Origin of the sequence: Nonomuraea deserti (assembly GCF_004348685.1) — a bacterium.
Classification (GTDB): Bacteria; Actinomycetota; Actinomycetes; order Streptosporangiales; family Streptosporangiaceae; genus Nonomuraea; species Nonomuraea deserti.
The window spans coordinates 140958-161601 of the sequence record NZ_SMKO01000001.1 but is presented as its reverse complement, the minus strand read 5'-3'; the positions used below and the strand labels follow the sequence as shown (position 1 = coordinate 161601).

Below are 20644 nucleotides of genomic sequence, written 5' to 3'. Positions count from 1 at the left end.
GAGGGACGCCGCACGCCCTTCACGATCGTGCTGGTCAGGCCACTCGCCATCGCCCGGACAAGCACCCAGGAGGCGTCGAAGGGGTGCTTGCCGGTCACTTGACTCCCCGGTCTGACATGCCGGACGGGTGGCCCAATCAGGCATTCGCCGTAATAGGTCGCGCAAAATGTTTCTCGAACCACTGCGCGGCATGACACCGCTTTTCGCCTGGCTGCTGATGATCGCGCCATGGGCCTGACTCCACGCGACCTCGGGATGAACCAGATCATTTCCCGCCGGGACTTCTTCGACGGCATAGCCGTGAGCGCTCTTGGGAGCCCGGCGGCGGCGCGAGTGGCGCATGGCGCCCCTGGGCAAGCTGAGACGCCGCAGAACGCCGCGTACGGGCCGGGCGGCTTCACAGTGCGGGGAGACACCAGTGAAGCGCTCAGCGTGCCGCACGCGCTGCGGGACGGGCGGTTCTGGGCCCACGCGGGCCCGCCGGAGGCGACAGGTGAGCGCTACGACCTCGTGGTGGCCGGCGGCGGGCGCAGCGGGATGAGCGCGGCCGCCGAATGGCTGCGGCGCGATCCCGGCGCCGCCGTCCTCGTCCTCGACAACCACGACGAGGACGCCGGGCAGGCCCGGCGCGACGCGCTGCGCCGCAGGATCCGCCAGGGACGGCCCGACGGCGTGATGTGCGACGCGGAGACCTTCGGCACCGACACGCTGGTCAGGCTCGCCTCCCCCGGATGGGCCGACGAGGTGCCGATCGCCGAACGGGCCAGGCGCGACCTGCGCATGCTCCACGAGGACCCGCCCGACTGGTTCCCCAGGCTGTCGGCGGAGGAGAAGCAGGAACGGCTGGCCGCGCTCACGTACTCCGAGTTCCTGCTGCAGGTGTGCGGGGTCCATCCCGACGTCGAGCGGTTCTGCCGGACCATGCCGTGCCGCGAATGGGCCTACGACACCCGGGCCTTCGGCGCGATCGACGCCTGGGGCGCCGGCTGTCCGGGATTCGGCGGCCTCGGGCTCGACCGGGACAAACCCTCCCGGCTCAACTCGCCCAGCGTGCGGCAGGAATGGCAGGCGGGCGCTGGAGGAGACCGCGTCACCACGCCGCCGGCCGACGGCCGGGCGCGGCTGCGGTTGTCCAGCCCCGTGGTGTTCGCGCGCGACGGCGCCGACGCCGCGACCGTGGGCTACTTCGACGGCCACCAGGTCATGACCGTCGAGGCCGGATCGGTGATCCTGGCCTGCTGGAGCGCGGTCGTCCCGTACCTGGTGCCCGAGCTGCCCGAGGACCAGCGGCGGGCGCTGCGCTCGGCGATCAGGGTGCCGCTGCTGCACGCCACGGTGCGGGTGCGCGACGCGCGCGCGTGGCAGCGGCTCGGCGTCCTGCGGGTGCGCTGGACGGGCGCGTACTGGTGCTTCTGCGAGCTCGAACCGCCCGCCACCGTGCACCTCCTGGCCGCGCCGTGCCGCTCCGAGCTGGGGCCCGGCGCGGGCGCGGCGGCGGGCAGGCGGGAACTGGTCAGGACGCCGTACGGCCGGCTCGAGCACACCATCCGCGACCAGCTCGCCCGGCTGCTCGGCCCCGCCGGCTTCGATCCCGCGGCGGACATCGAGGCGATCATCGTCGACCGGTGGGGGCACGCGAACACGCCCGAGTACTGCCGGCCCTGGCACCCGTACTATCCCGACGGGCCGTTCCCCGCGGACGTCGCGCGCAGGAGGTTCGGCAGGATCGCGATCGCGGGTTCGGACTCCGCGCCCGTCGGCCGCGCCGACGCGGCCGTGTCCGCCGCGCTCCGCGCCGTCGGAGAGCTCGCGCGATGAGGCCGTGGCTGCGCATCTTCGTGACGGGTTTCGTGCTCTGGCTGGCCACCGTCGTCGTCACGGCCTGGACGCGCAACTCCAACCTGGTGCCGACCGTGGTGCTGTTCGGCAGCTTCCTGGTGCCGGTGACGTTCGTGGTCTGGGCGTACGGGCGGGGTCGCTCGCCCCGGGTCACGGTCGAGCTGCTGTTCACCGCGTTCGTGGTGGGCGGCGTGCTGGGCGTGCTCGGCGCCTCCCTGCTGGAGAGCTGGCTGGTCCGGCCGTCGATCCTGATGTTCGTCCTGGTCGGCCTGATCGAGGAGGGCGTGAAGCTCGCGGCGCTGATCTTCATCGCCCGCCCCCTCCGCGCCCGCGAGGGAGCGCCGGTGTCTGGACTGAGGAGAGAGGGAGCGCAGCGACCGGACGACGAGGGAAGACACCCGACCCATGCGACCGGGCCGCGATCCGCAGGATCGCCATCAACATCGCCGTCGACATCGCCCTCGATACAGGACGGGCTGGTACTGGGGGCCACTGTGGGGTTCGGGTTCGCCGCCTTCGAGAGCGCGGGGTACGCCTTCAACGCCCTGTTCACCTCCGAGGGCCTGTCGCTGGTGCAGCTCGTGGAGACGGAGGTGCTGCGCGGCATCTTGACGCCGGTCGGGCACGGTCTGTGGACGGCGATCGCCGGCGGCGTGCTGTTCGCGGCGGGCGGGCGGCTCACGGCGCCGGTCTGGCTGACCTATCTGGGAGTTTCGCTGGTGCACGCGCTGTGGGACTCGATGACCGCCATCGCGATCGCCATCACCCTCGTGCTGACAGGGCAGCCGTGGCAGTTCCAGCTGCTGCGGATCGGCCGGGTGCCGAACGTGACCGACTGGCAGGTGCACGTGTACACCCTGCTGAACTGGGGTGGACTCATCGTGATCTCGCTGGTCGCGCTGGCCTGGCTGGAGAGGATCGTCGCTTCGGCCCGCCGGCAGCCCAAGATCTCGTCCCAATAATCCCGGTAATGAACGTCTTCCCCCCACTGCGCGGGGACCATAAACGGTGCTAGTCTCCTGTGCGATCTTCCGGAGGTGTATTTACACAAGGTGTGGAAATGCCCCCGACTCGAGGTTGGGACATGGGCTCGCGAAACCGGTCAATTCGGTTCAAGATCTTCTTATTGCTGCTGCTACCCCTCCTGTCTCTGAGCGCGCTGTGGGGTTTCGTCCTCAACCTCACCATGGGCGACACCCAGTCACTACTCCGGGCGGACACGCTCTACCAGACGATCGGTGTGACCTCCACCGACCTGGGCTTACAGCTGCAGGCCGAACGCGTGCGCTCGATGGAGCCGCTCACCGCGCGTGAGCTCTCCGAAGTGCTCGGCAGCCAGCGCTCCCGCACCGACAAGGCCGTCGACGACTTCCGCCGGGCCGTCGACGAGGCAGGCGACGCCGTCGACGGCGACCTGAACCGCCCGATCGGCAACCTCAACGTCGCCCTCGACCGGCTCGGCCAGATCAGGGCCGGCGTCGACGAGAGCCGCGGCAACCGCCTCACCACGCTCAACGCCTACAACCACGTGCTCGACCGGCTCTTCCTGGTCTACGACCACCTGGTCACCGTCTCCGACCTGGCCATCTTCCAGCAGGCCTCCTCCATGCAGGCCATGGGCATGGCCAGGGAGTACATCGCCAGGGAACACGCCCTCATCGTCGGGACGCGCGGCGCCAAGCGGCTCAGCGAACCCGAGGCGGCGGCCTTCACCGAATACGTCGCCTCCAGGAAGTTCCTGCACGCGCGCGGGCTGGCCGGGCTCGACGTGCGGCTGCGCGAGCCCTACAAGCTGGTCTTCGCCACCGACCCGTTCCTCACCTTCACCAGCCTGGAGGCGCGCGTCGCCGGATCCGGCGAGCTGCCCACCGAGGACGACCGCTGGCACGAGGTCGTCGACCGGCTCACCGCCCAGCTCGACGAGATCGGCGCCGAGTCGTCCGCGACCGTGGCCTCGCGCGCGGCCGAGGCCGCCACCTCAACCATCGTCAAGATCGCCATCGCGGGCGGCGTCGGTTTGATCGCGGTGCTCGCGTCAATCATCATCTCTGTACGCTTCGGTCGCCGCCTGGCCGGCGAGCTGGGCGGGCTGCGTTCCGCCGCGGTCGAGCTGTCGCAGACACGGCTGCCCGAGATCGTGGCGCAGCTGCGCAGGGGCGAGGACGTCGACGTACGGAAGGAGACGAAGGCGATCAAGGTGAGCGGGTCCGCGGAGATCACCGACGTGGCCAGGGCCTTCGGCTCCGTGCAGCGCACCGCCGTCAACGCCGCGGTCGGCCAGGCCTCGCTGCGGCGCGGCGTCGGCCAGGTCTTCCTCAACCTCGCCCGCCGCAAGCAGGGCCTGCTCCACCGCCAGCTCGCGCTCCTCGACGGCATGCAGCGCCGCACGCACGACCCCGACCGGCTGGAGGAGCTCTTCAGGCTCGACCACCTGACCACCCGCATGCGCCGCCACGCGGAGAGCCTGATGGTGCTGTCGGGCGCCGAGCCCGGAAGGGCCTGGCGCAGGCCGGTTCCCGTGATCGACATCGTCAGGGCCGCGGTCGCCGAGGTCGAGGACTACACCAGGGTCGCCGTGGAGGCGATGCCGGTCAGCGCGGTCGACGGCACCGCAGCGGCCGACATCACCCATCTGCTGGCCGAGCTGGTCGAGAACGCCACCATCTACTCTCCGCCCGACACCACGGTCCAGGTGCGCGGCGACATGGTGAGCAACGGATACGCCATCGAGGTGGAGGACAAAGGCCTCGGGCTGTCGGCCGGCGAATACGCCCAGTTCAACGCGCTGCTGGCCGCGCCACCCGAGTTCGACCTGGCCGACAGCGACAGGCTCGGCCTGTTCGTGGTGGCCAGGCTGGCCGAACGGCACGGGATCCAGGTGCTCCTGCGACGCTCGCCCTTCGGCGGCACGGCGGCCATCGTGCTCGTGCCGCGGACGATGGTGACCGACCAGGCGACACTGGAAGCGGGCGGCGGCGACGGCAAGGCCGCCCTGCCGAGCCGTACACGGAAGAAGGCGCTCGCGGTCGTGACCTCGGGCACCCACGCCGGGCTGCCCAGGCGAGTGCGTCAGGCCAAACTGGCGCCGCAGCTCAAGCAACAACCGCCTGAGCCGGAGCCGCAGGCCGAACGCTCTCCCGATGAGGTACGCGACCTGTTCTCCGCGTTCCAGCGGGGAACGCAACGCGCCCGAGAAGAAGCCTCTGAGGAGGGGCCCATGAGTAAGGGGGATGCATGAGTGTGCCGGCCACCAACACCGGTGAACTGAACTGGCTGCTGGACGACCTCGCGACGAGGGTCGCCGCGGTCCGCCAGGCGGTCATCCTGTCGACAGACGGCCTGGCGGTGGGTTATTCCAGCGGGCTGACCCGCGACGACGCCGAGCACCTGTCAGCGGTGGCGGCCGGGTTCCAGAGCCTGGCCCGCGGCACCGGGCGGCATTTCGGCGGCGGCGACGTGCGCCAGACCATCGTGGAGATGGAGACCGCGTTCATGTTCGTCACCGCGGCGGGACAGGGCACCTGCCTGGCCGTCATCGCCGACGCCAGCGTGGACGTCGGCCACATCGCCTACGAGATGGCGATGCTGGTCAAGCGGGTGGGTCAGCACATCAGCACCAACCCACGCGCTGGGGCGTCATGAGCGATAGCCCGCAGTGGTTCGATGAGGAGGCGGGGCCCATCGTCCGGCCCTATGCTCTCATCCGCGGTCGCACGCACTCCTCCGGAGACACGTTCGACCTCGTGGCCACCGTGCGCGTCATCGGCGACCCGCCTGACGAGCTCGGCCCAGAACTGCAACTGATCCTGCGGGCAGCGCGGAACCCGATCTCGGTGGCGGACCTGGCCGTCGAGATCGACCTGCCCGTCGGCGTCGTCCGGGTCATGCTCGGCGACCTGCGTGACAACGGCCTCATCTCGGTGACGTCGCCCTCGGCTGGAGGGGCGCGCTCGAACGAGCGCATTCTCAAGGAAGTGATCAATGGACTCCGTGCTCTCTGAGGACCCCGTCGCGCTCAAGATTCTTGTCGCAGGGGGGTTCGGCGTCGGCAAGACCACCCTGGTCGGGTCGATCAGCGAGATCAAGCCGCTGCGCACGGAGGAGGTGCTCTCCGACCGCGGGATCGGCGTCGACGACCTCGACGGGGTGGAGGCCAAGTCCACCACCACCGTCGCCATGGACTTCGGCCGCATCACGATCCGCGACGGGCTCGTGGTGTACCTGTTCGGAACGCCGGGCCAGGAGCGGTTCTGGTTCATGTGGGACGAGCTGTCCCACGGCGCGCTGGGCGCGGTCGTGATCGCCGACACCCGGCGGCTGACCGACTGCTTCCCGTCCGTCGACTACTTCGAGCAGCGCGGCACGCCGTTCGTGGTGGCCGTCAACTGCTTCGACGGCGCGGCCCAGCACAGCGTCGACGACGTACGCATCGCGCTCGACCTCGAAGACGACGTACCGGTGCTGCTCTGCGACGTACGGCGGCGCACCTCCGCCAAGGAGGTCATGATCACCCTGGTCGAACACTCGCTGCGGACGCTCGCCTCCGCCAACTGACGCGCGGGCCCGGGGCTACAGGGCACGCAGGCCGTTGATCACCTCTCGGAGCAACGACTCCGAGGGGGCGGCGGCCTTGTCGCGCGGCGGGCGCACGGTCACCAGGCCGTGGTCGAGCAGGTCGCCCAGCAGCACCCGCACGACGGCGACCGGCAGGCCGACAGTCGAGGCGACCTCGGCGACGGGTTTCGACTGCCCCGCCACGCAGGTCAGCAGCCGGCGGTGCTGGAAGCCGAGCTCCGCCTTGGCGGGCGCGGGCAGGCCCGTCGAGACGACGGTCGCCAGCAGGTCGAGCGCCGTCGACGACGTGGGCCTGGTGCGCCCGCGGGTGACCGCGTACGGCCGGACGACCGGCCCCGCCTCCTCGTCGACCCACTCGTGCTCGCGGCTCACGATTCAGATCCCCCATCCTGCTCGCTGTCCTGCCGCCCGCGCTGCCAGCCGGACTGGAGCGAGGAGAGCAACGCCCTGGCCTCCTCAGGTGAGCGCTCCGCGACGGGCGGCTCGGCGGGCGGCGCCTCCTTGAGCCGCTGCGGCAGGTTCGCCTGCCGCTCGCGCCGCGGCAACCCCGTCTCCCGTTCCCGCTGGGGCAGGCCCGTCTTCCGCTCGCGCCGCGGCAGCCCTGCCTCCCGATCGCGCCGCGGCAGTTCCGTCTCCTGCTCGCGTCGCGGCAGCCCCGTCTCCCGATCGCGCTGCGAAAGCCCTGTCTCCTGCTCGCGCCGCGGCAGACCCGTCTCCTGCTCGCGCCGCGGCGGCTCGGCCGGTTCTGAGTCCTGCCGCTGCGGCAACGCCGCCGGGCCGCTTCCCTGGACCTGCTGCGGCACCGCCGTACGACCGTTCCCCTGGAGCTGCTGCGGCACCGTCGTGCGACCGTTCCCCAGGGCCTGCTGCGGCACCGCCGTGGGGCCGCTCCCCTGGGCCACCGCCCTCCTGCTGGTGCGGATGCGGCGCGGCAACTCGCCCGGCCCGGTCGGCTCCTCCCTGACGACCGACACGGAGACGGGCTCGAATTCCATCGGCTGCACGGGCGTGGGGATGGGTTCGACCAGCGAACCGGGCACGAGGACGATGGCTGTGGTGCCGCCGTACGGTGAGGGTTTGACCGTGACCTTGACGCCGTGCCTTGCGGCGAGCATCGCGACCACCGCGAACCCGAGCCGCTCGGTCTGCGCGGGGTCGAACTCCGGCGCGCTGGCCAGGCGTTCGTTGATGGCCCTGCGGGTGTGCTCGTCCATGCCCAGGCCGCGGTCCTCGATCTCGACCGCGAAGCCCTTGCCGACCATCTCGCCGCGCACGGAGACCTCGTTGCCGGGGGAGGAGAACGAGGTGCCGTTCTCGATCAGCTCGGCGAACAGGTGCATGAGGTCGGCCACCGCGGCGCCGGAGACGCCGCACTCGGACATCGGGTAGACGCGGACGCGGGTGTACTCCTCGACCTGTGCGGCCGCGCCGCTCAGCACGTCCTCCATCGGGATGACGCCGCGCCATTTGCGGCCCGCCGAGCCGCCGGAGAGCAGCACGAGGCCCTCGGCGTGGCGGCGCATGCGGGTGGTGAGGTGGTCGAGCCTGAACAGCCGTTCCAGGGCCTCCGGCTCCTCCGTCTGCCGCTGCATCTCGTCCAGCAGCCGGAGCTGACGTTGGAGCAACGACTGGCTGCGCCTGGCCAGGTTGCGCAGCGCCTCCGACACGCCGTCGCGCAGCCTGGCCTGCTCGACCGCGGCGTCCACGGCCGTGCTCTGGACGCTGTCGAACGCCGCCGCGAGGTCGCTGACCTCGCTGGTCGAGTTCTCGCTCACCTTGATCGGCGGGGCCTCGGTCGCCATGTCGACGCTCTCGCCCTTGCGCAGCTTCGACACGACCTCGGGCAGCCTGATCTCCGCCAGGTCGAGCGCCGTGCGGCGCAGCGCGGCCAGCTCGCGGGTGATGCGGCGGCCGACCCTGATCGAGATGAAGACGGAGAACACGACCGCGATCAGGCCGAGCGCGCCGGCGACGGCGGCCCGCACCAGGACGGCCACGCCCGCGGGCTCCATCCTGGCGAGCAGCCTGTCGCCGGTGGTGGCGATGGCCTCCCGATATTCGGCCTGCACCTGGTCGGCGATGCCCCGCCAGAGCTGGATGTCCACCCGCTGGCCGCCGATGTAGCCCTCCAGGAGGTTCTCCATCGTGACGTAGCGGGGCGAGTAGTACAGCTTCTCGAACGGCGCCCGCAGCTCGGTGTCGAGGTTGGCCAGAGCCTGGGGATACAGGTACGTCCTGGCCCCGTCGATCCCGGCCAGCATGTGCGTCTCGTGCATGGTGGCGCGGCCGTTCGTGGCCACGATCAGCGCGTGCTCACGGCTGAGCAGCTCGCGCGCCTGGTCGGCGGCGATCAGGCCCTGTCCCTGCAGGGACAGCTCCAGGTCGGTGCTGACCACCAGCCTGGAGTACAGCAGGTGGATCTCGTCGGAGATCTTCGAGTACTCCGTGACGAGGTTGCCGGCGACGAACCTGCGGTCGTCGACCTTGTTCCTGATGTCGGGCAGCCGGTCGGCCTCCGCGAGCACGGTCTGGAGCTGGGTCCGCATGTCCGGGGTGAGGACGTCCTGGGTGTCCTGGGCCATCGCGCCGTCGCGCAGGTTCTTCCTGGCCACGTCGACCTTGTCCCGCGCCTGCTCCAGCGCCTGGGGATCCCGCACCGCCCCCGCGAGCCGCTCGGCCGAGGCCAGCCGCTCGGCCTGCAGGCCGGACACCAGGGCGTCGGCCCTGTTGATGACACCGGTCCAGATGGTCTCGACCTTGAGCAGGTTGAGCGCCTCTCCCGACGTGGTGCTCGCGGCGAAGCCCCAGAGCGCGATCAGGGAGACCAAGGGGATGACGAGCAGCGTCGAGATCTTGAATCTGATGGATCTGCCCGATGCCATGACACCTGCTCCCGGATAGAAGATCGCGGGAGAGAATAGCATCGAAACAGATGCTTTTAAGATCGACTAGCGATAAATCTGTGATATGTCGGGAAATTGAGGGCCTTTGAGGCGCTCGGCCGCCAGGCCAGCCACGCCAGCCATCCCGCCAGCACCGCCAGCAACGACACCTCCGCGGCCAGCAGCAACCGCTCCACCAATCCGATCATCACCCGCTCGCCCGGCAGCGCCACGTAGGTGATCGCCAGCAGCCCGAACCCGCCCGCCAGCGCCACCCACTCCACGGCCCGCGCGACGGGCTTCCACGCGGCGTGCGCGGTCAGCCGGGGCACCAGCAGCGCGCCCGCGGCCGGCAGGCTCACGAACGCCGCGACCGACGCGTACCTGTGGACCTGCGCCGCGAGGTCCAGGTTCTGGCCGATGGGTGTGGTCGGGATGATCGCCCCCACGATCAGCGCTCCCGACCACACCATCAGCAACCGCCCGGGCATCCCCCGCACGGGCGCCCCCACGGACCGCAGCCCCGCCAGCAACACCAGAGACCCGACCCCGAGAACCGCCATCGCCGCCTCCGTCACGCCCCCGCGCTCGGACACGGCGAACTCGCTCACGGTCACGTTCAGGGGGTCGAGGTCGGGGTCGGCACCCAACTGGCCGACCACCACGGCGACCACCGAGAACAGGATCGAGGCGCAGGCGATCAGGGGGTAGAGCCTCTTTGCTGCGGTCATGGGCCTCACTCTGCCCCTGGCGACCGCTCCCCCACATCGGGCTCCACCCCCGACCCGACCCTGACGCTTCCCTGAGTCCTTTGATCATTTCGTACGGCTTCGCACGGCCGGCCCCACCCGCCGTCCCGGGTTCCCGGCCCTCCAGGGGGACGCTCACCAGCCTCACCGCCGCCCCGCCGCAACGGCGCCCCGGCACCCTCACCTTCGCCCACCTTGAGCCCTCTTCTGTGGGGCAGGGCGCGGGCCGTACCACCACGCGACGCGGAGCGGCCCTGGTGCGGCGGAGCCGGCGTCAGTCGAGGATGTGGGCGGTCGCGCGGGCGTAGCGGTGGCGGATCTCCTGGACCGCCTCTCCCTCGTACGTCCGGGTGTCCTCCGAGCGCCACTCAGGGGTGGTCACCAGGGTGGCGGCCTGGCGGGCGGCGCCGTCGGCGACGTATTCGGCCGGTGGCGGCACCGCGATCGGCACGCCGAAGACCGTGGGCGCGATGCGGCGGACCGCCTTCGAGCGGGCCGCGCCCCCGATCAGCAGCACCCGCTCGGGCCGCATGCTCAGCGCGTCGAGCGCGTCGGCCAGGCCGCACAGCATGCCTTCGATGGCCGCCCTGGCCAGGTGGGCCGGGGTGGCGGTGGACAGGCTCAGCCCGTGGATCGAGCCTGTCGCGGTGGGGCGGTTGGGGGTGCGCTCGCCCTCGAGGTAGGGGACGAGCGTGAGACCTTCCGCCCCCGGCGGCGCCTGGAGGGCGAGGTCGCTCAGCTCGTCGAGCGAGACGCCGGCGATGCGGGCGGCGGCGTCCATGACGCGGGCGGCGTTGAGCGTGCACACCAGCGGCAGGAAGCGCCCCGTCGCGTCGGCGAACCCGGCGACCGCGCCGGTGGGGTCGGCGCTGGGTGTCTCGGCGACCGCGAACACGGTGCCGGACGTGCCGAGCGACACCACGACGTCGCCGGACCGCGCGCCGACGCCGAGCGCCGCCGCCATGTTGTCGCCGGTGCCCGGCGCGATCAGCACGCGCGCGGAACCCGGCGCCGCCTCCCGCGGCCCGAGCACCTTGGGCAGGTGCGGGACGGTGCCGAGGGCGGTCTTCAGCAGGTCGGTGCGGTAGGCGCCGGTCGCGGGGGACCAGTAGCCGGTGCCGGAGGCGTCGCCGCGGTCGGTGGCGAGCTGGTCGAGGGGCGGCGTGGGGGCCTCGCGCCAGGCCCGCGCGTCGAAGGGGCCGGAGGCGAGGGCGCCGGCCAGGCGCCAGGTGAGCCAGTCGTGCGGCAGGCACACCGCCGCCGTGCGCTGCGCGTCGGCAGGCTCGTGCTCGGCCAGCCAGCGCAGCTTGGTCACGGTGAACGACGCCACGGGCACCGAGCCCACCGCGTCGGCCCACGCCCGGGGGCCGCCCAGCTCGGTGACCAGGTCGGCGGCGGCCTGGGCGGAGCGGGTGTCGTTCCACAGGAGGGCGTCGCGGACGACGTCTCCCGACGCGTCGAGGCAGACCATGCCGTGCTGCTGGCCGGCCACGCTGATGGCGGCCACGTCGTCGAGCCCGCCGGCCTCCTCGATGGCCTGCAGCAACGCGGCCCACCAGTGTGACGGGTGGACCTCGGTGCCGTCGGGGTGCGGGGCCCGGCCCTGCCGGACCAGCGCGCCCGTCCCGGCGTCGCGAATGACGACCTTGCAACTCTGCGTGGAGGAATCGACCCCTGCGACCAGCGTCACCCACGTACTCCTAACACGTGTTCCAGCGCAAAGCTGGTTGAGATGGGGAAATGCTACCCGCGCCCGTTGAGGACGCGGGCGGCCAGGGCATGCGCGGCCGGGCGGGGATGCGCGCCCGAGACTCCCTCCCGATCGGCACGGTCGGCTGGCCCATGCCTCGATGCTCCCCCCGCGACCAGGTGTTCACAACCCCGATGGATCGCGGCCAACGCTGATCTCCTCGGCGATCCTGCGGATCTCCGTCACCTCGAGGCCGGGAGCCTTGGGCAGGCCGCGCAGCAGCGCGTCCATCACCACGGGCACGGGCTGGCCCGCGAGCCTGCCCGCGATGCCGTGGACCGCCCTGAACAGCGCCTCTTCGGTGTCGTGCATCGGCAATCTCCTAGGTTCGGGTACCCGGAGAACGGTACGGCCTCGGTCCGACAGTTGCGCGCCACACCCGCCCGCGTGTTCCCCGCCTCCTCCTCCCGCAGCCGTCCGATCACGGTTCGTCATGGAGCGATCCCGGCCGGGATGGATGTCGTGGCCGAAACACCCAAAGTGGTTGAATTCTCATACATTTGAGGTGAGCTCCGTCGAGAGGGGAACACCATGCCGGTTCAGCGGCTCAACCACGCGGTCCTCTACGTTCGCGACACGGAGCGCAGCGTCGCCTTCTACCGTGACGCCCTCGGTTTCGAGGTCGTCATGGGCCTGCCGGGCGCCGCCTTCCTGCAGGCCCCCGGCTCGACGAACGACCACGACCTGGGCCTGTTCGAGATCGGCGGCGACGCGGCCCCCTCACCGGCGGGCCGCACCTCGGTCGGCCTCTACCACCTGGCCTGGGAGGTCGACACCCTGGACGAGCTCGAGCGCATCGCCGCCAGGCTGCGCGAGCTCGGCGCGCTGGTCGGCGCCTCCGACCACGGCACCACCAAGGCCCTCTACGCGAAGGACCCCGACGGGCTGGAGTTCGAGGTGTCGTGGCTGGTTCCCGCGGCGCTGCTGACCGAGGAGGTGCTCGCCGCCCGCTCCAGCATCCGCCCGCTCGACCTGAGCGCCGACAAGGAGCGGTACGGCGCACAGACCCGAGGCGGCGTGGGCGTGTCCGTCCCGGCCTGAAGTACCGTGGTCATGACGGCTCCTTCGCCACGGAGCGATTCCACCGGGTGACTTCCAGGGGAACGGCCATGCCAAGCGATCCTGACCATGTGCTCGACGCGATCGACGGCGTAGTCGACGAGTGGGAGACGCTGAGCGCCGACGCCATGCGCTGGGCGCCTCCCGAGAGCAAGAGTCCCGACCTCATGACCGAGGTGACCGAGATCTTCGGCCCGCTGGTCAACGCGTTCACGGAGGTGTTGCGGCCTGTCGGCGACGCGTTCGAGCGGGTGCTGCAGTCGTTCGACGACGACGGGCGCGACTGACGCGACGCGCCCACCGGCGGGTGGGTCCGCTCGACGCTGCGCGGTGACCGCCGCGCGCCCTGGGGTCGCGGCGGGGTGGACGGCGACGGAGGGGGCGCTAGACTGCCCCGTATGACCTGGCGACATTGATCCATAACCAGGGGCCGGCGCGGGGCGCGCGGGCCTCCGAGGCGACAAGCACTCGGAGTCCCTACTCGTCCCCCTGGAAGGCCTCATGCTTGTCGCGTCGCTGTACGTTTACGCGTTCCTCGGCGAATTCCTGCTGATCTACCCGGTCTACACGCTGCTGTTCATCGACACCGGGTTGTCCGTGGCCGAGACGTCGTCCCTGTTCGTCATCTGGTCGGTGACGGGCATGGTGCTCGAGATCCCGTCCGGCGCCTGGGCCGACCGGCTGTCCAGGCGTGTCACCCTGTTCCTCGGGCCGCTGCTGGCCGGGCTGGGTTTCACTCTGTGGTTAGTCTTCCCTTCCTACTGGGCGTTCGCGCTCGGCTTCGTGTTGTGGGGCGCCGAGGGCGCGCTGGTCTCCGGCGCGTTCGAGGCTCTCTCCTACGAGGAGCTGGAGCGCCGCGGCCAGGCGCACCGCTACGCCGCCGTCATGGGCCGGGCCACCGCCGTGGGCACGGTCGCGGTCGCGTCGGCGATCGGCCTGGCCGTGCCCGTGTTCGCGGCCGGCGGTTATCCGGCCGTGGGCGTCGCCAGCGTGCTGGCCTGCGTCCTGTGCGCGGCCACGGCGCTCACCCTGCCCGAGCACCGCACGCGCGGCGACGACGGCGCGGAGGAGGGTTACCTGGCGATCCTGAAGGCCGGTCTGACGGAGGCCCGTACGGACCGCCGCGTCCTGCGTGCGGTGGTGCTGGTCGCCTTCGTGACGGCGATCTGGGGGGCGCTGGACGAGTACGTCCCGTACCTCGCGGCCGACACGGGTGTGACCAAGGCCGTCATCCCGCTGCTCATCCTCCTGACCTGGGTCGGCGCCACGGCGGGCGGCCTGCTGGCCGGACGCGCCCGGCACATGCCGCCCCGCGCGTACGCCCTGACGATCGCCCTCGCCGCGCTGGCCATGGCGGCGGGGGCGGTGAGCGGGCACCCGGCCGGGTTCGTGCTGATCGCCCTGGCCTTCGGGGCGTTCCAGCTGGCAGGGGTGGTGGCGGACGCGCGGATGCAGGAGCGGATCACCGGCACGGCCAGGGCCACCGTGACGTCGGTCGCCGGTCTGGGCATGAACGTGGTCACGCTCGCCGTCTACGCCGCGTACGGGGCGACGTCGTCGTACGTGTCGCACGGCCTGACGTTCGCCCTCATGGTGGTGCCGTACGCGCTCATCGCCCTGCTGACGGCGCGCTCCATGGCACTCGTCCCGGCGCGCCGGTGACCGGGGCCGCTCCCGGCGGTGGCCTGCTCGCCGCCGGGGGCGGCCTTATAGGCGGACGGCCGCCGGTTCGGGCCCACGGCCGAAACCGCGGATATAACACCGAAATAGGGCATGTTTGACATCTGACAAGAGGCGTTAACAACCGTTAACTTGACAGCACCCCCAACCGAGGAGTGCTCATGTTGAGTAAACGCGGTGCGGTGGCGGGATCCATCATCCTCGCCGCCTGCCTGGCCACCCCCCTCAGCCCAGCGTTCGCTGACCCGGCACCGCAATCAGCTCCCCCCTCCGCGCCTCCCCCCGTGATCGACGCGCTCGAGCGCGACCTCGGCCTCTCCGAGGAGCAGGTCATCACCCGGCTGGCCAACGAGCAGCGCGCCGCGGCCACCGAGGCCACGCTCAGCGGCAAGCTGGGCGACGACTCGTTCGGCGGCGCCTGGCTCAACGCCGACGCCTCCAAGCTCATGGTCGCCACCACCGACCCCGCCGAGACCGCCGCCATCGAGGAGCAGGGCGCGCAGCCCGTCGTCGTCAAGCGCACGCTGGCCGAGCTCCAGGGGATCGTCCAGAAGATCGACCAGGCTCCGGAGACCGCCAGGTCCGGTGCCGCCCTCTGGTACGCGGACGTGACCGCCAACAACGTCTCCGTCCAGGCGTCCACCGTCGAAGCCGCGCAGGCCCTCGCCGACGCCGCGGGCGTCGACAAGGAGGCGCTGAGCGTGTCGGCGACCGCCGAGCAGCCGAAGCCGTTCATCAACATCATCGGCGGCTCCGCCTACTACATCGGCTCCAGCCGATGCAGCGTCGGCTTCTCCGTGACCCGGGGCAGCACCCCCGGCTTCGTCACCGCCGGGCACTGCGGCCGGACCGGCGCCAGGACCAGCAACCCGACCGGCACCTTCCAGGGCTCGTCCTTCCCGGGCAACGACTACGCCTGGGTCGCCGCGCCCGGCAACACCCCGCAGCCGCTGGTGCGCGGCTCCGGCGGCTCGACCGTGACCGTCCGCGGCTCGTCGCAGGCCTCCGTCGGCTCGTCCATCTGCCGCTCCGGCTCCACCACGGGCTGGCGCTGCGGCACCATCCAGCAGCACAACGCCAGCGTCACCTACCCGCAGGGCACGGTGCGCGGCCTGACCCGCACGTCCGCCTGCGCCGAGCCCGGCGACTCGGGCGGCTCGTTCATCTCGGGCAACCAGGCCCAGGGCGTCACGTCCGGCGGCTCGGGCAACTGCCGCGTCGGCGGCACGACGTACCACCAGCCGGTCAACGAGATCCTGAGCACGTACGGGCTCACGCTCCGCACCGGCTGACCTTCCGGAGAACACGCGCAGCGCGCCCGCCGGCCGGGCGCGCTGCGCGCCTTTCCGCTGCCGGGAGAGAAACTCCTGCGGCGGCGATGAGTTTCCCGCGGCGGGCAGGTCTGTCGTAGGAAGGCACGCGGCGCTGGAGCCGGAGGAGAAGACCGGCGCGCCGCGGGATCATACGACGAAAGGCGGCGGTCATATTGTTCGGCACGACAAAGGCATTCAGCGGTTTCTCCGTGAACGACGTCGCGGCCGCGAAGGAGTTTTACGGCGGCACGCTCGGGCTCCGGATTTCCGAGGAGCACGGAATGCTGACGCTGCACATCGAGGGCGGCAACGGCGTCCTGATCTATCCGAAGGGCGACGCCCACACGCCGGCGTCGTTCACGGTTCTCAACTTCCCCGTCGAGGACATCGACAAGGCGGTGGAGGAGCTCGCGGCGCGGGGGGTGCGTTTCGAGCGTTACGAGGGCATGCCGACGGACGAGAAGGGGGTTCTCCGCGCGGAGGGCCCGCCGATCGCCTGGTTCAGGGATCCGGCGGGAAACGTCCTGTCGGTCATCCAGGCCTAGTGCCTCGCGCGAGGGCGCCCAAGGGCGCCCTCGAAGTCGGAAACTCCGGGGAAACACGCCGCCTGGTCTCCTGGTCTGACCATGCTGACCTCGCTTGACGGCCTGTTCCGCGCCGGCCATTTCGCGCAAGCTCGCCGCGGTTACGCGGACATCCTGCGCGCCGACCCGGGTGATGCCCACGCCAACGCGCAGGTCGGCCGCATCGCCCTGCTGTCGAACGCGTTCATCACCGCCGAGAAGTATCTGGCCAGGGCCGTGGAGCTGGCTCCCGGCGACGACGCGCTCAAGGAGCTGCTGGCGGACTGCTACGCACGCCAGAACAAGCTTGCCCGAGCCGTTCCGGTGCTCAGGGCCGCCGGGAGGGACGCGGTCGCCGAGCAGTACGCCGCCGCCGGCGACACCCCGTTCGACCTGCACGGCCCGCGCAGCACCAAGCTGGCCTTCCAGGAGCTGGACCCGCTGCCCGCCGTGGAGGCGTCGGTCAACGGGTCGGCGCCGATGAGGTTCCTCCTGGACACGGCGGCGGAGCCGGTCCTCACCATGGAGGCGGCCGAGCGGGCGCGCCTGCGCGCGGTGGCCTCCACCCGTGCGGGGGACGGCACGGAGACGCATCTCGGCGTCGTGAGGTCGTTCCGGCTGGGGTCGATCGAGGTGCGCAACGTGCCCGTCGTCTGGCGCGACGTCGACCTGCCCGCGTCCGGCGCCATCGGGCTGATCGTCATGTCCCGGTTCCTCACCACGATCGACTACGTACGCCAGGCTCTCGTCCTGCGCCGCAGGTCGCAGCTGCGGGCGTTCAAGGCGGAGTCGGCGCGGCACGACGCGGAGATCCTGCCGCTGTGGCTGGCGGGTGGGCGTTTCCCGTGCACGGTGGGCAGCGTCAACGGCCACGGCCCGCGCCTGGTCTGCCTGTCCACGGGCGAGCCCGGCGTCGGGGTGACCACCTCGGAGAAGTTCGCCACGCGCTGGGGCCTGGAGTTCGGCGCCCCTCGTACGGGGAGCGGCGGCGCCCCGTGCTATCCGATCGTCGCGGACGAGGTGGCGCTCGGTGCCGCGACGGGCCGCGGGATCCCGGGGGTGGTGGGGCCGTTGCTCGACGACCGTCTCGGATTCGACACGATCGCGACCTTCGGCCACGAGTTCCTCAAACGTTTCGCCATCACGTTCGACTTCACCGGCATGAACCTCTACGTCACCGGCCCTCCCGCCTGACGCGGCCGGGGCACGGCCGCGATGAATAGCTACTTGTGAGGTTTTAATCCCCTATACGGCAAAAGTCTCGTTCTATGGCTTTTGTGCTTTTTGGGGTAAATGCAACTCCGGCATGCTCTATGACCTCCGACACTGGTAGTGGAGACCCGGGCCGCGAACCCGGGCACCTCGACGCCGTGCAGGCCCCGCCCGGTACGGCGCCACAGAACACGGGGGTACACAGTGAAACGAATGCTTCTCGCGGCGGCCTTGGCGCTGACCGCCTCCACGGCCGGAATGACCGGCGCATCCGCGCACTCACCAACCCTCTCGTCGCCGGTCCCCTCGCCGGATTCGTCACCCGGCACATCACCTGACACGTCGCCAGGGCCGGGGGGCGCCCCGATCGGCCCCGGATGCTCCGCGCTCGAGAGCAGCCTGCCGAACATCGCCGACCAGACGGCCGCGACCGCGCTCTCCGAGGTGCCGGACCTGTCCTCGCTGGACGAGGCCGTGCAGGAGGCGGGTCTGGCCGACCGGCTCGACCAGGCCGAAGCGCTCACGATCTTCGCGCCCGACAACAAGGCGTTCGAGGCCATCCCGCAGGATGCCCGCGATCAGCTCATGGGCGACAACGAAGAGCTCACCAGGGTCCTGACCTACCACGTCGTGGAGGGCAAGAAGACGCCCGCCGACCTCGAGGAGGAAGGCACGCTGACGTCACTGGAGGGCGGCGAGCTCGAGGTCAAGGGCTCGGGCGAGAACCTGACGGTGAACGACGCGAAGCTGGTCTGCGGCGGCGTGCAGACGAAGAACGCCACCATCTACGTCATCGACAAGGTCCTCATGCCCGAGTGACCGCCACCACCGGATCCACGCCCCGGACCGGGCGCGATCGCCAGGCCACCACCCTCGTGACCGCGCCCTGACCCGGGGCGTTTCCCTGCCTCGCTCCGTTCGATGCGACGGCGACCGTACGGAGAAAGAAACTGACCCACCGTTACTGACCTGGCCTTCTATTCGCGCCGCAACCGAGAGAGCCCGAATTCCAACCGTCGTCAAGGTCTCGCAGGAGTGAATTTCTGCTGAACGTTTATGACAGCCTGCCAAAGAGGGATGCAGGCGGTTATGACGTTACTCAGTGATGGTAGAAAGACCCCGTGTCGACCGATGAATCGTCTTTCACGGCCAGTACGCCATCCGCGAGCGGTTCGCCGACCGTCTCACCGAGCCCGTCGGCGTCCGGCCCGGCCACCACGCCGACGCCGTCAACGACCACCTCGCCGACCACGCCGACGACAACGCAGCCGACGACCCAGCCGACGACGACGGTGCCACCGAGCACGACGCCTCCGGCGGCCACTCCCGGGACACCCGGCCCTTCAGAGTCCCTGGTGAGCCCGTGCCCGCACACCCCCGCGTGCCCGCCGCCCATCTGCCTCCCGTCGAGCCTGCGCACCCCGTCCACGCCGGCCGCCACGCCCGAGCCGACGCAACCGCCGGGCACCTCGAGCGGCTCCCATGACGGCTACGAAACCAGCGCAAAATACGTACGCAAGTTCGCCGGCACCATGGACGCCTCCGCCACCGGCGTCGACACGGTCAAGGAAGCGACCCCCCGCTTCGAGGGCTGGGACCTCGTCCCCCTGGCCGGCGTGCCCATCGTCGGGCTGATGTTCGTCAACCGGTTCAACACGATCACCGACACCTGGAAGGACAGCGCCGGCATCCTCTCCGAAGTGCTGCGCACCGACAGCGGCAAGGTCTCCAGGGCCGCTGACAACTACGTCGCCGCCGAGCGGGCCGGCACCGTCAAGTGAGAGGGACACGATGACGACCGGCGAACCGCCGAAGCTGATCCTGCCCGGCCAGAGCGCGCCGACGGCCAACCAGCAACTCCACGTCACCAACGCCGGCGGAACGGTGCAACGGACCGTCACGGTCACGCCGAAACGCACCGACCCCGGCTTCTACAAGCGGCTGATCGCGCAGCTGAACCCGCTGCGCCAGTCCACCAGGGCGGCGATGGCGATGTCGGGGATCGGCGTCGCCGCGCTCGCCCTGGACGTGGCGGCCACCCTCAACCTGGGCAACCCGTTCCTGTTCTACGACCGCCGCGAGCAGTGGAAGGAGATGTCCGGGCTGCTGGAGGGCAGCCGGTCCAATCTGTGGCGCGCCTACTTCGACGACATCTCGCCCAACTGGAAGGGCGCGGCGGTGGAGACTCTCCAGCAATATGTGCGGTTCAACGTCAACGGCCTCTACGGCCAGCTCGGCAAGGTCTCCGACGAGATGAGCGGGACCATGCACAGCCAGTACAAGGAGGTGCTGGAGTACGACCTGTCGGTGTTCGGGCTGTACGCCACCTCGGCGCCCATCCTGCGTACGGTCGCCGCCATGAGCGCGCACCCGGTGGGGAAGGTCGCCCTGATGACGCAGGTCGGCCTGTTCATGAGCGCGGCCGGCAACCTGGTCAAGCAGTTCGCCGACGTGTACAACTCCTACGAGGGCGACCTCAACAAGCTGGAACTCAAGCTCAACGACGTGAGGGGCGCCTTCTTCCGCTCCGGCAACCCGGCCATGGGTCCGCGCGACCTCCACCTCACGCCCAACATCGAGGATCCGTCCATGGTGGACGACTACTGGATCCCCGCCGGCAAGGAGGCCTCATGAGGCACGCCGACGCGTTCTCCGCAGGCCGGCAGGACGACGTCGCCGGGCTGCTGCGCGAGACCGAAGGCTGGACGGGCACCGTGACCGGGGCGCTGGGCGAGCTGGAGGCGGAGCGCCTGGCCGGCGCCGACCCGTCCGGCACCGTCCGCGCCGAGGTGTCCGGCGCCGGCCGCCTGCGTACGTTGTCCATCGATCCGCGAGGTCTGCGCGCCCTCGACCACGTCCAGCTCGCCCAGGCCGTCCGCGAGGCGATCGTCGCCGCCCACCTTGCGATGGACGAGCGGCTGACCGAGGTCGTCCAGACCCTCACAGGCCGGCACCCGGACACCGCGGTGCCCGCCGACCCGCTCGCAGGCCACATCCGCGACGTCCTCCGGGGAGAGTGATC

At 70.9% G+C, this 20644-nt stretch carries 22 protein-coding genes; 16 read left to right on the top strand and 6 right to left on the bottom strand.

Annotated elements, in window-relative coordinates; translation table 11 throughout:
- The first annotated feature begins 228 nt into the window (after nt 1-228).
- The 6 genes from E1292_RS50760 (at nt 229) to E1292_RS00850 (ending at nt 6393) form a co-directional block, all read left to right on the top strand.
- Nucleotides 229-1818, top strand: coding sequence for an FAD-dependent oxidoreductase (locus tag E1292_RS50760; RefSeq protein ID WP_165974306.1), 1590 nt, complete (start codon nt 229-231; stop codon nt 1816-1818).
- Entirely contained in the window at nt 1815-2801 is a 987-nt protein-coding gene (locus E1292_RS50755) for a PrsW family glutamic-type intramembrane protease (RefSeq protein ID WP_165974305.1), read from the top strand. The genes E1292_RS50760 and E1292_RS50755 overlap by 4 nt, the downstream gene beginning before the upstream one ends.
- A gap of 164 nt (nt 2802-2965) precedes the next feature.
- The gene (locus E1292_RS00865) at nt 2966-5077 is read left to right on the top strand and encodes a sensor histidine kinase (protein ID WP_165974304.1); all 2112 of its coding nucleotides are present in this window, start codon (nt 2966-2968) and stop codon (nt 5075-5077) included.
- Entirely contained in the window at nt 5074-5481 is a 408-nt protein-coding gene (locus E1292_RS00860; protein WP_132506466.1) for a roadblock/LC7 domain-containing protein, read from the top strand. The genes E1292_RS00865 and E1292_RS00860 overlap by 4 nt, the downstream gene beginning before the upstream one ends.
- Nucleotides 5478-5840, top strand: a complete 363-nt coding sequence (locus tag E1292_RS00855; protein WP_132590923.1) for a DUF742 domain-containing protein — start codon at nt 5478-5480, stop codon at nt 5838-5840. Before E1292_RS00860 ends, E1292_RS00855 begins: the two co-directional genes overlap by 4 nt.
- Entirely contained in the window at nt 5821-6393 is a 573-nt protein-coding gene (locus E1292_RS00850) for a GTP-binding protein (RefSeq protein ID WP_132590921.1), read from the top strand. The genes E1292_RS00855 and E1292_RS00850 overlap by 20 nt, the downstream gene beginning before the upstream one ends.
- Nucleotides 6394-6408: 15 nt before the next feature.
- On the opposite strand, the gene E1292_RS00845 is transcribed toward E1292_RS00850, so the two are convergent.
- The 5 genes from E1292_RS00845 to E1292_RS00825 form a co-directional block, all read right to left on the bottom strand.
- Entirely contained in the window at nt 6409-6786 is a 378-nt protein-coding gene (locus E1292_RS00845; protein ID WP_132590919.1) for a DUF742 domain-containing protein, read from the bottom strand.
- The gene (locus E1292_RS00840) at nt 6783-9296 is read right to left on the bottom strand and encodes a sensor histidine kinase (protein ID WP_165974303.1); all 2514 of its coding nucleotides are present in this window, start codon (nt 9294-9296) and stop codon (nt 6783-6785) included. Before E1292_RS00840 ends, E1292_RS00845 begins: the two co-directional genes overlap by 4 nt.
- A 56-nt stretch (nt 9297-9352) precedes the next feature.
- On the bottom strand, nt 9353-10027 hold the full coding sequence (locus E1292_RS00835) for a DUF998 domain-containing protein (RefSeq protein ID WP_132590915.1): 675 nt from the start codon (nt 10025-10027) through the stop codon (nt 9353-9355).
- A 292-nt stretch (nt 10028-10319) separates the two neighbouring features.
- Complete coding sequence (locus E1292_RS00830; RefSeq protein ID WP_132590913.1) at nt 10320-11735, bottom strand: xylulokinase; 1416 nt, start codon at nt 11733-11735, stop codon at nt 10320-10322.
- Between the two features lie 183 nt (nt 11736-11918).
- Nucleotides 11919-12107 (bottom strand): hypothetical protein, encoded by a 189-nt coding sequence (locus E1292_RS00825; RefSeq protein WP_132590911.1) that lies wholly within the window; start codon nt 12105-12107, stop codon nt 11919-11921.
- Between the two features lie 219 nt (nt 12108-12326).
- Between E1292_RS00825 and E1292_RS00820 the strand changes: the two genes are divergently transcribed.
- The 7 genes from E1292_RS00820 to E1292_RS00790 all read left to right on the top strand — a co-directional run bounded on the left by E1292_RS00820 (nt 12327) and on the right by E1292_RS00790 (nt 18441).
- Nucleotides 12327-12836: a VOC family protein gene (locus tag E1292_RS00820; RefSeq protein ID WP_132590909.1), complete on the top strand. Its 510-nt coding sequence runs from the start codon at nt 12327-12329 to the stop codon at nt 12834-12836.
- Between the two features lie 68 nt (nt 12837-12904).
- Complete coding sequence (locus E1292_RS00815) at nt 12905-13141, top strand: hypothetical protein (protein WP_132590907.1); 237 nt, start codon at nt 12905-12907, stop codon at nt 13139-13141.
- A gap of 214 nt (nt 13142-13355) precedes the next feature.
- Nucleotides 13356-14516: an MFS transporter gene (locus E1292_RS00810; protein ID WP_132590905.1), complete on the top strand. Its 1161-nt coding sequence runs from the start codon at nt 13356-13358 to the stop codon at nt 14514-14516.
- A gap of 302 nt (nt 14517-14818) precedes the next feature.
- Complete coding sequence (locus E1292_RS00805) at nt 14819-15826, top strand: S1 family peptidase (RefSeq protein ID WP_246089821.1); 1008 nt, start codon at nt 14819-14821, stop codon at nt 15824-15826.
- Between the two features lie 230 nt (nt 15827-16056).
- Nucleotides 16057-16392 carry a VOC family protein gene (locus tag E1292_RS00800; protein WP_342775589.1) on the top strand — a complete coding sequence of 112 codons (336 nt, stop codon included), beginning with the start codon at nt 16057-16059 and terminating at the stop codon, nt 16390-16392.
- Nucleotides 16393-16473: 81 nt separating this feature from the next.
- Entirely contained in the window at nt 16474-17604 is a 1131-nt protein-coding gene (locus E1292_RS00795) for a retropepsin-like aspartic protease (RefSeq protein WP_132590899.1), read from the top strand.
- Between the two features lie 231 nt (nt 17605-17835).
- Nucleotides 17836-18441 (top strand): fasciclin domain-containing protein, encoded by a 606-nt coding sequence (locus tag E1292_RS00790; RefSeq protein WP_132590897.1) that lies wholly within the window; start codon nt 17836-17838, stop codon nt 18439-18441.
- 280 nt (nt 18442-18721) lie between these two features.
- On the opposite strand, the gene E1292_RS00785 is transcribed toward E1292_RS00790, so the two are convergent.
- Nucleotides 18722-18928, bottom strand: a complete 207-nt coding sequence (locus tag E1292_RS00785) for a hypothetical protein (protein ID WP_132590895.1) — start codon at nt 18926-18928, stop codon at nt 18722-18724.
- A 49-nt stretch (nt 18929-18977) separates the two neighbouring features.
- On the opposite strand from E1292_RS00785, the gene E1292_RS00780 reads away from it, so the two are divergent.
- Genes E1292_RS00780 through E1292_RS00770 form a run of 3 tightly spaced genes read left to right on the top strand, consistent with a single transcriptional unit; the run spans nt 18978 to nt 20642 of the window.
- On the top strand, nt 18978-19403 hold the full coding sequence (locus E1292_RS00780) for a hypothetical protein (RefSeq protein WP_132590893.1): 426 nt from the start codon (nt 18978-18980) through the stop codon (nt 19401-19403).
- A 10-nt stretch (nt 19404-19413) separates the two neighbouring features.
- Entirely contained in the window at nt 19414-20256 is an 843-nt protein-coding gene (locus E1292_RS00775) for a hypothetical protein (RefSeq protein WP_132590891.1), read from the top strand.
- The gene (locus E1292_RS00770) at nt 20253-20642 is read left to right on the top strand and encodes a YbaB/EbfC family nucleoid-associated protein (RefSeq protein WP_132590889.1); all 390 of its coding nucleotides are present in this window, start codon (nt 20253-20255) and stop codon (nt 20640-20642) included. Before E1292_RS00775 ends, E1292_RS00770 begins: the two co-directional genes overlap by 4 nt.
- Nucleotides 20643-20644: the final 2 nt, after the last annotated feature.

Excerpts from the sequence above, each read along its gene's own strand:
- E1292_RS00795 (WP_132590899.1), top strand. The coding sequence starts at position 16,474 with ATGCTGACCTCGCTTGACGGCCTGTTCCGCGCCGGCCATTTCGCGCAA.
- E1292_RS00790 (WP_132590897.1), top strand. The coding sequence starts at position 17,836 with ATGCTTCTCGCGGCGGCCTTGGCGCTGACCGCCTCCACGGCCGGAATG.
- E1292_RS50755 (WP_165974305.1), top strand. The coding sequence starts at position 1,815 with ATGAGGCCGTGGCTGCGCATCTTCGTGACGGGTTTCGTGCTCTGGCTG.
- E1292_RS00810 (WP_132590905.1), top strand. The coding sequence starts at position 13,356 with ATGCTTGTCGCGTCGCTGTACGTTTACGCGTTCCTCGGCGAATTCCTG.
- E1292_RS00770 (WP_132590889.1), top strand. The coding sequence starts at position 20,253 with ATGAGGCACGCCGACGCGTTCTCCGCAGGCCGGCAGGACGACGTCGCC.
- E1292_RS00820 (WP_132590909.1), top strand. The coding sequence starts at position 12,327 with ATGCCGGTTCAGCGGCTCAACCACGCGGTCCTCTACGTTCGCGACACG.
- E1292_RS00825 (WP_132590911.1), bottom strand. The coding sequence starts at position 12,107 with ATGCACGACACCGAAGAGGCGCTGTTCAGGGCGGTCCACGGCATCGCG.
- E1292_RS00850 (WP_132590921.1), top strand. The coding sequence starts at position 5,821 with ATGGACTCCGTGCTCTCTGAGGACCCCGTCGCGCTCAAGATTCTTGTC.
- E1292_RS00860 (WP_132506466.1), top strand. The coding sequence starts at position 5,074 with ATGAGTGTGCCGGCCACCAACACCGGTGAACTGAACTGGCTGCTGGAC.
- E1292_RS00775 (WP_132590891.1), top strand. The coding sequence starts at position 19,414 with ATGACGACCGGCGAACCGCCGAAGCTGATCCTGCCCGGCCAGAGCGCG.
- E1292_RS00835 (WP_132590915.1), bottom strand. The coding sequence starts at position 10,027 with ATGACCGCAGCAAAGAGGCTCTACCCCCTGATCGCCTGCGCCTCGATC.
- E1292_RS00855 (WP_132590923.1), top strand. The coding sequence starts at position 5,478 with ATGAGCGATAGCCCGCAGTGGTTCGATGAGGAGGCGGGGCCCATCGTC.
- E1292_RS00840 (WP_165974303.1), bottom strand. The coding sequence starts at position 9,296 with ATGGCATCGGGCAGATCCATCAGATTCAAGATCTCGACGCTGCTCGTC.
- E1292_RS00815 (WP_132590907.1), top strand. The coding sequence starts at position 12,905 with ATGCCAAGCGATCCTGACCATGTGCTCGACGCGATCGACGGCGTAGTC.
- E1292_RS50760 (WP_165974306.1), top strand. The coding sequence starts at position 229 with ATGGGCCTGACTCCACGCGACCTCGGGATGAACCAGATCATTTCCCGC.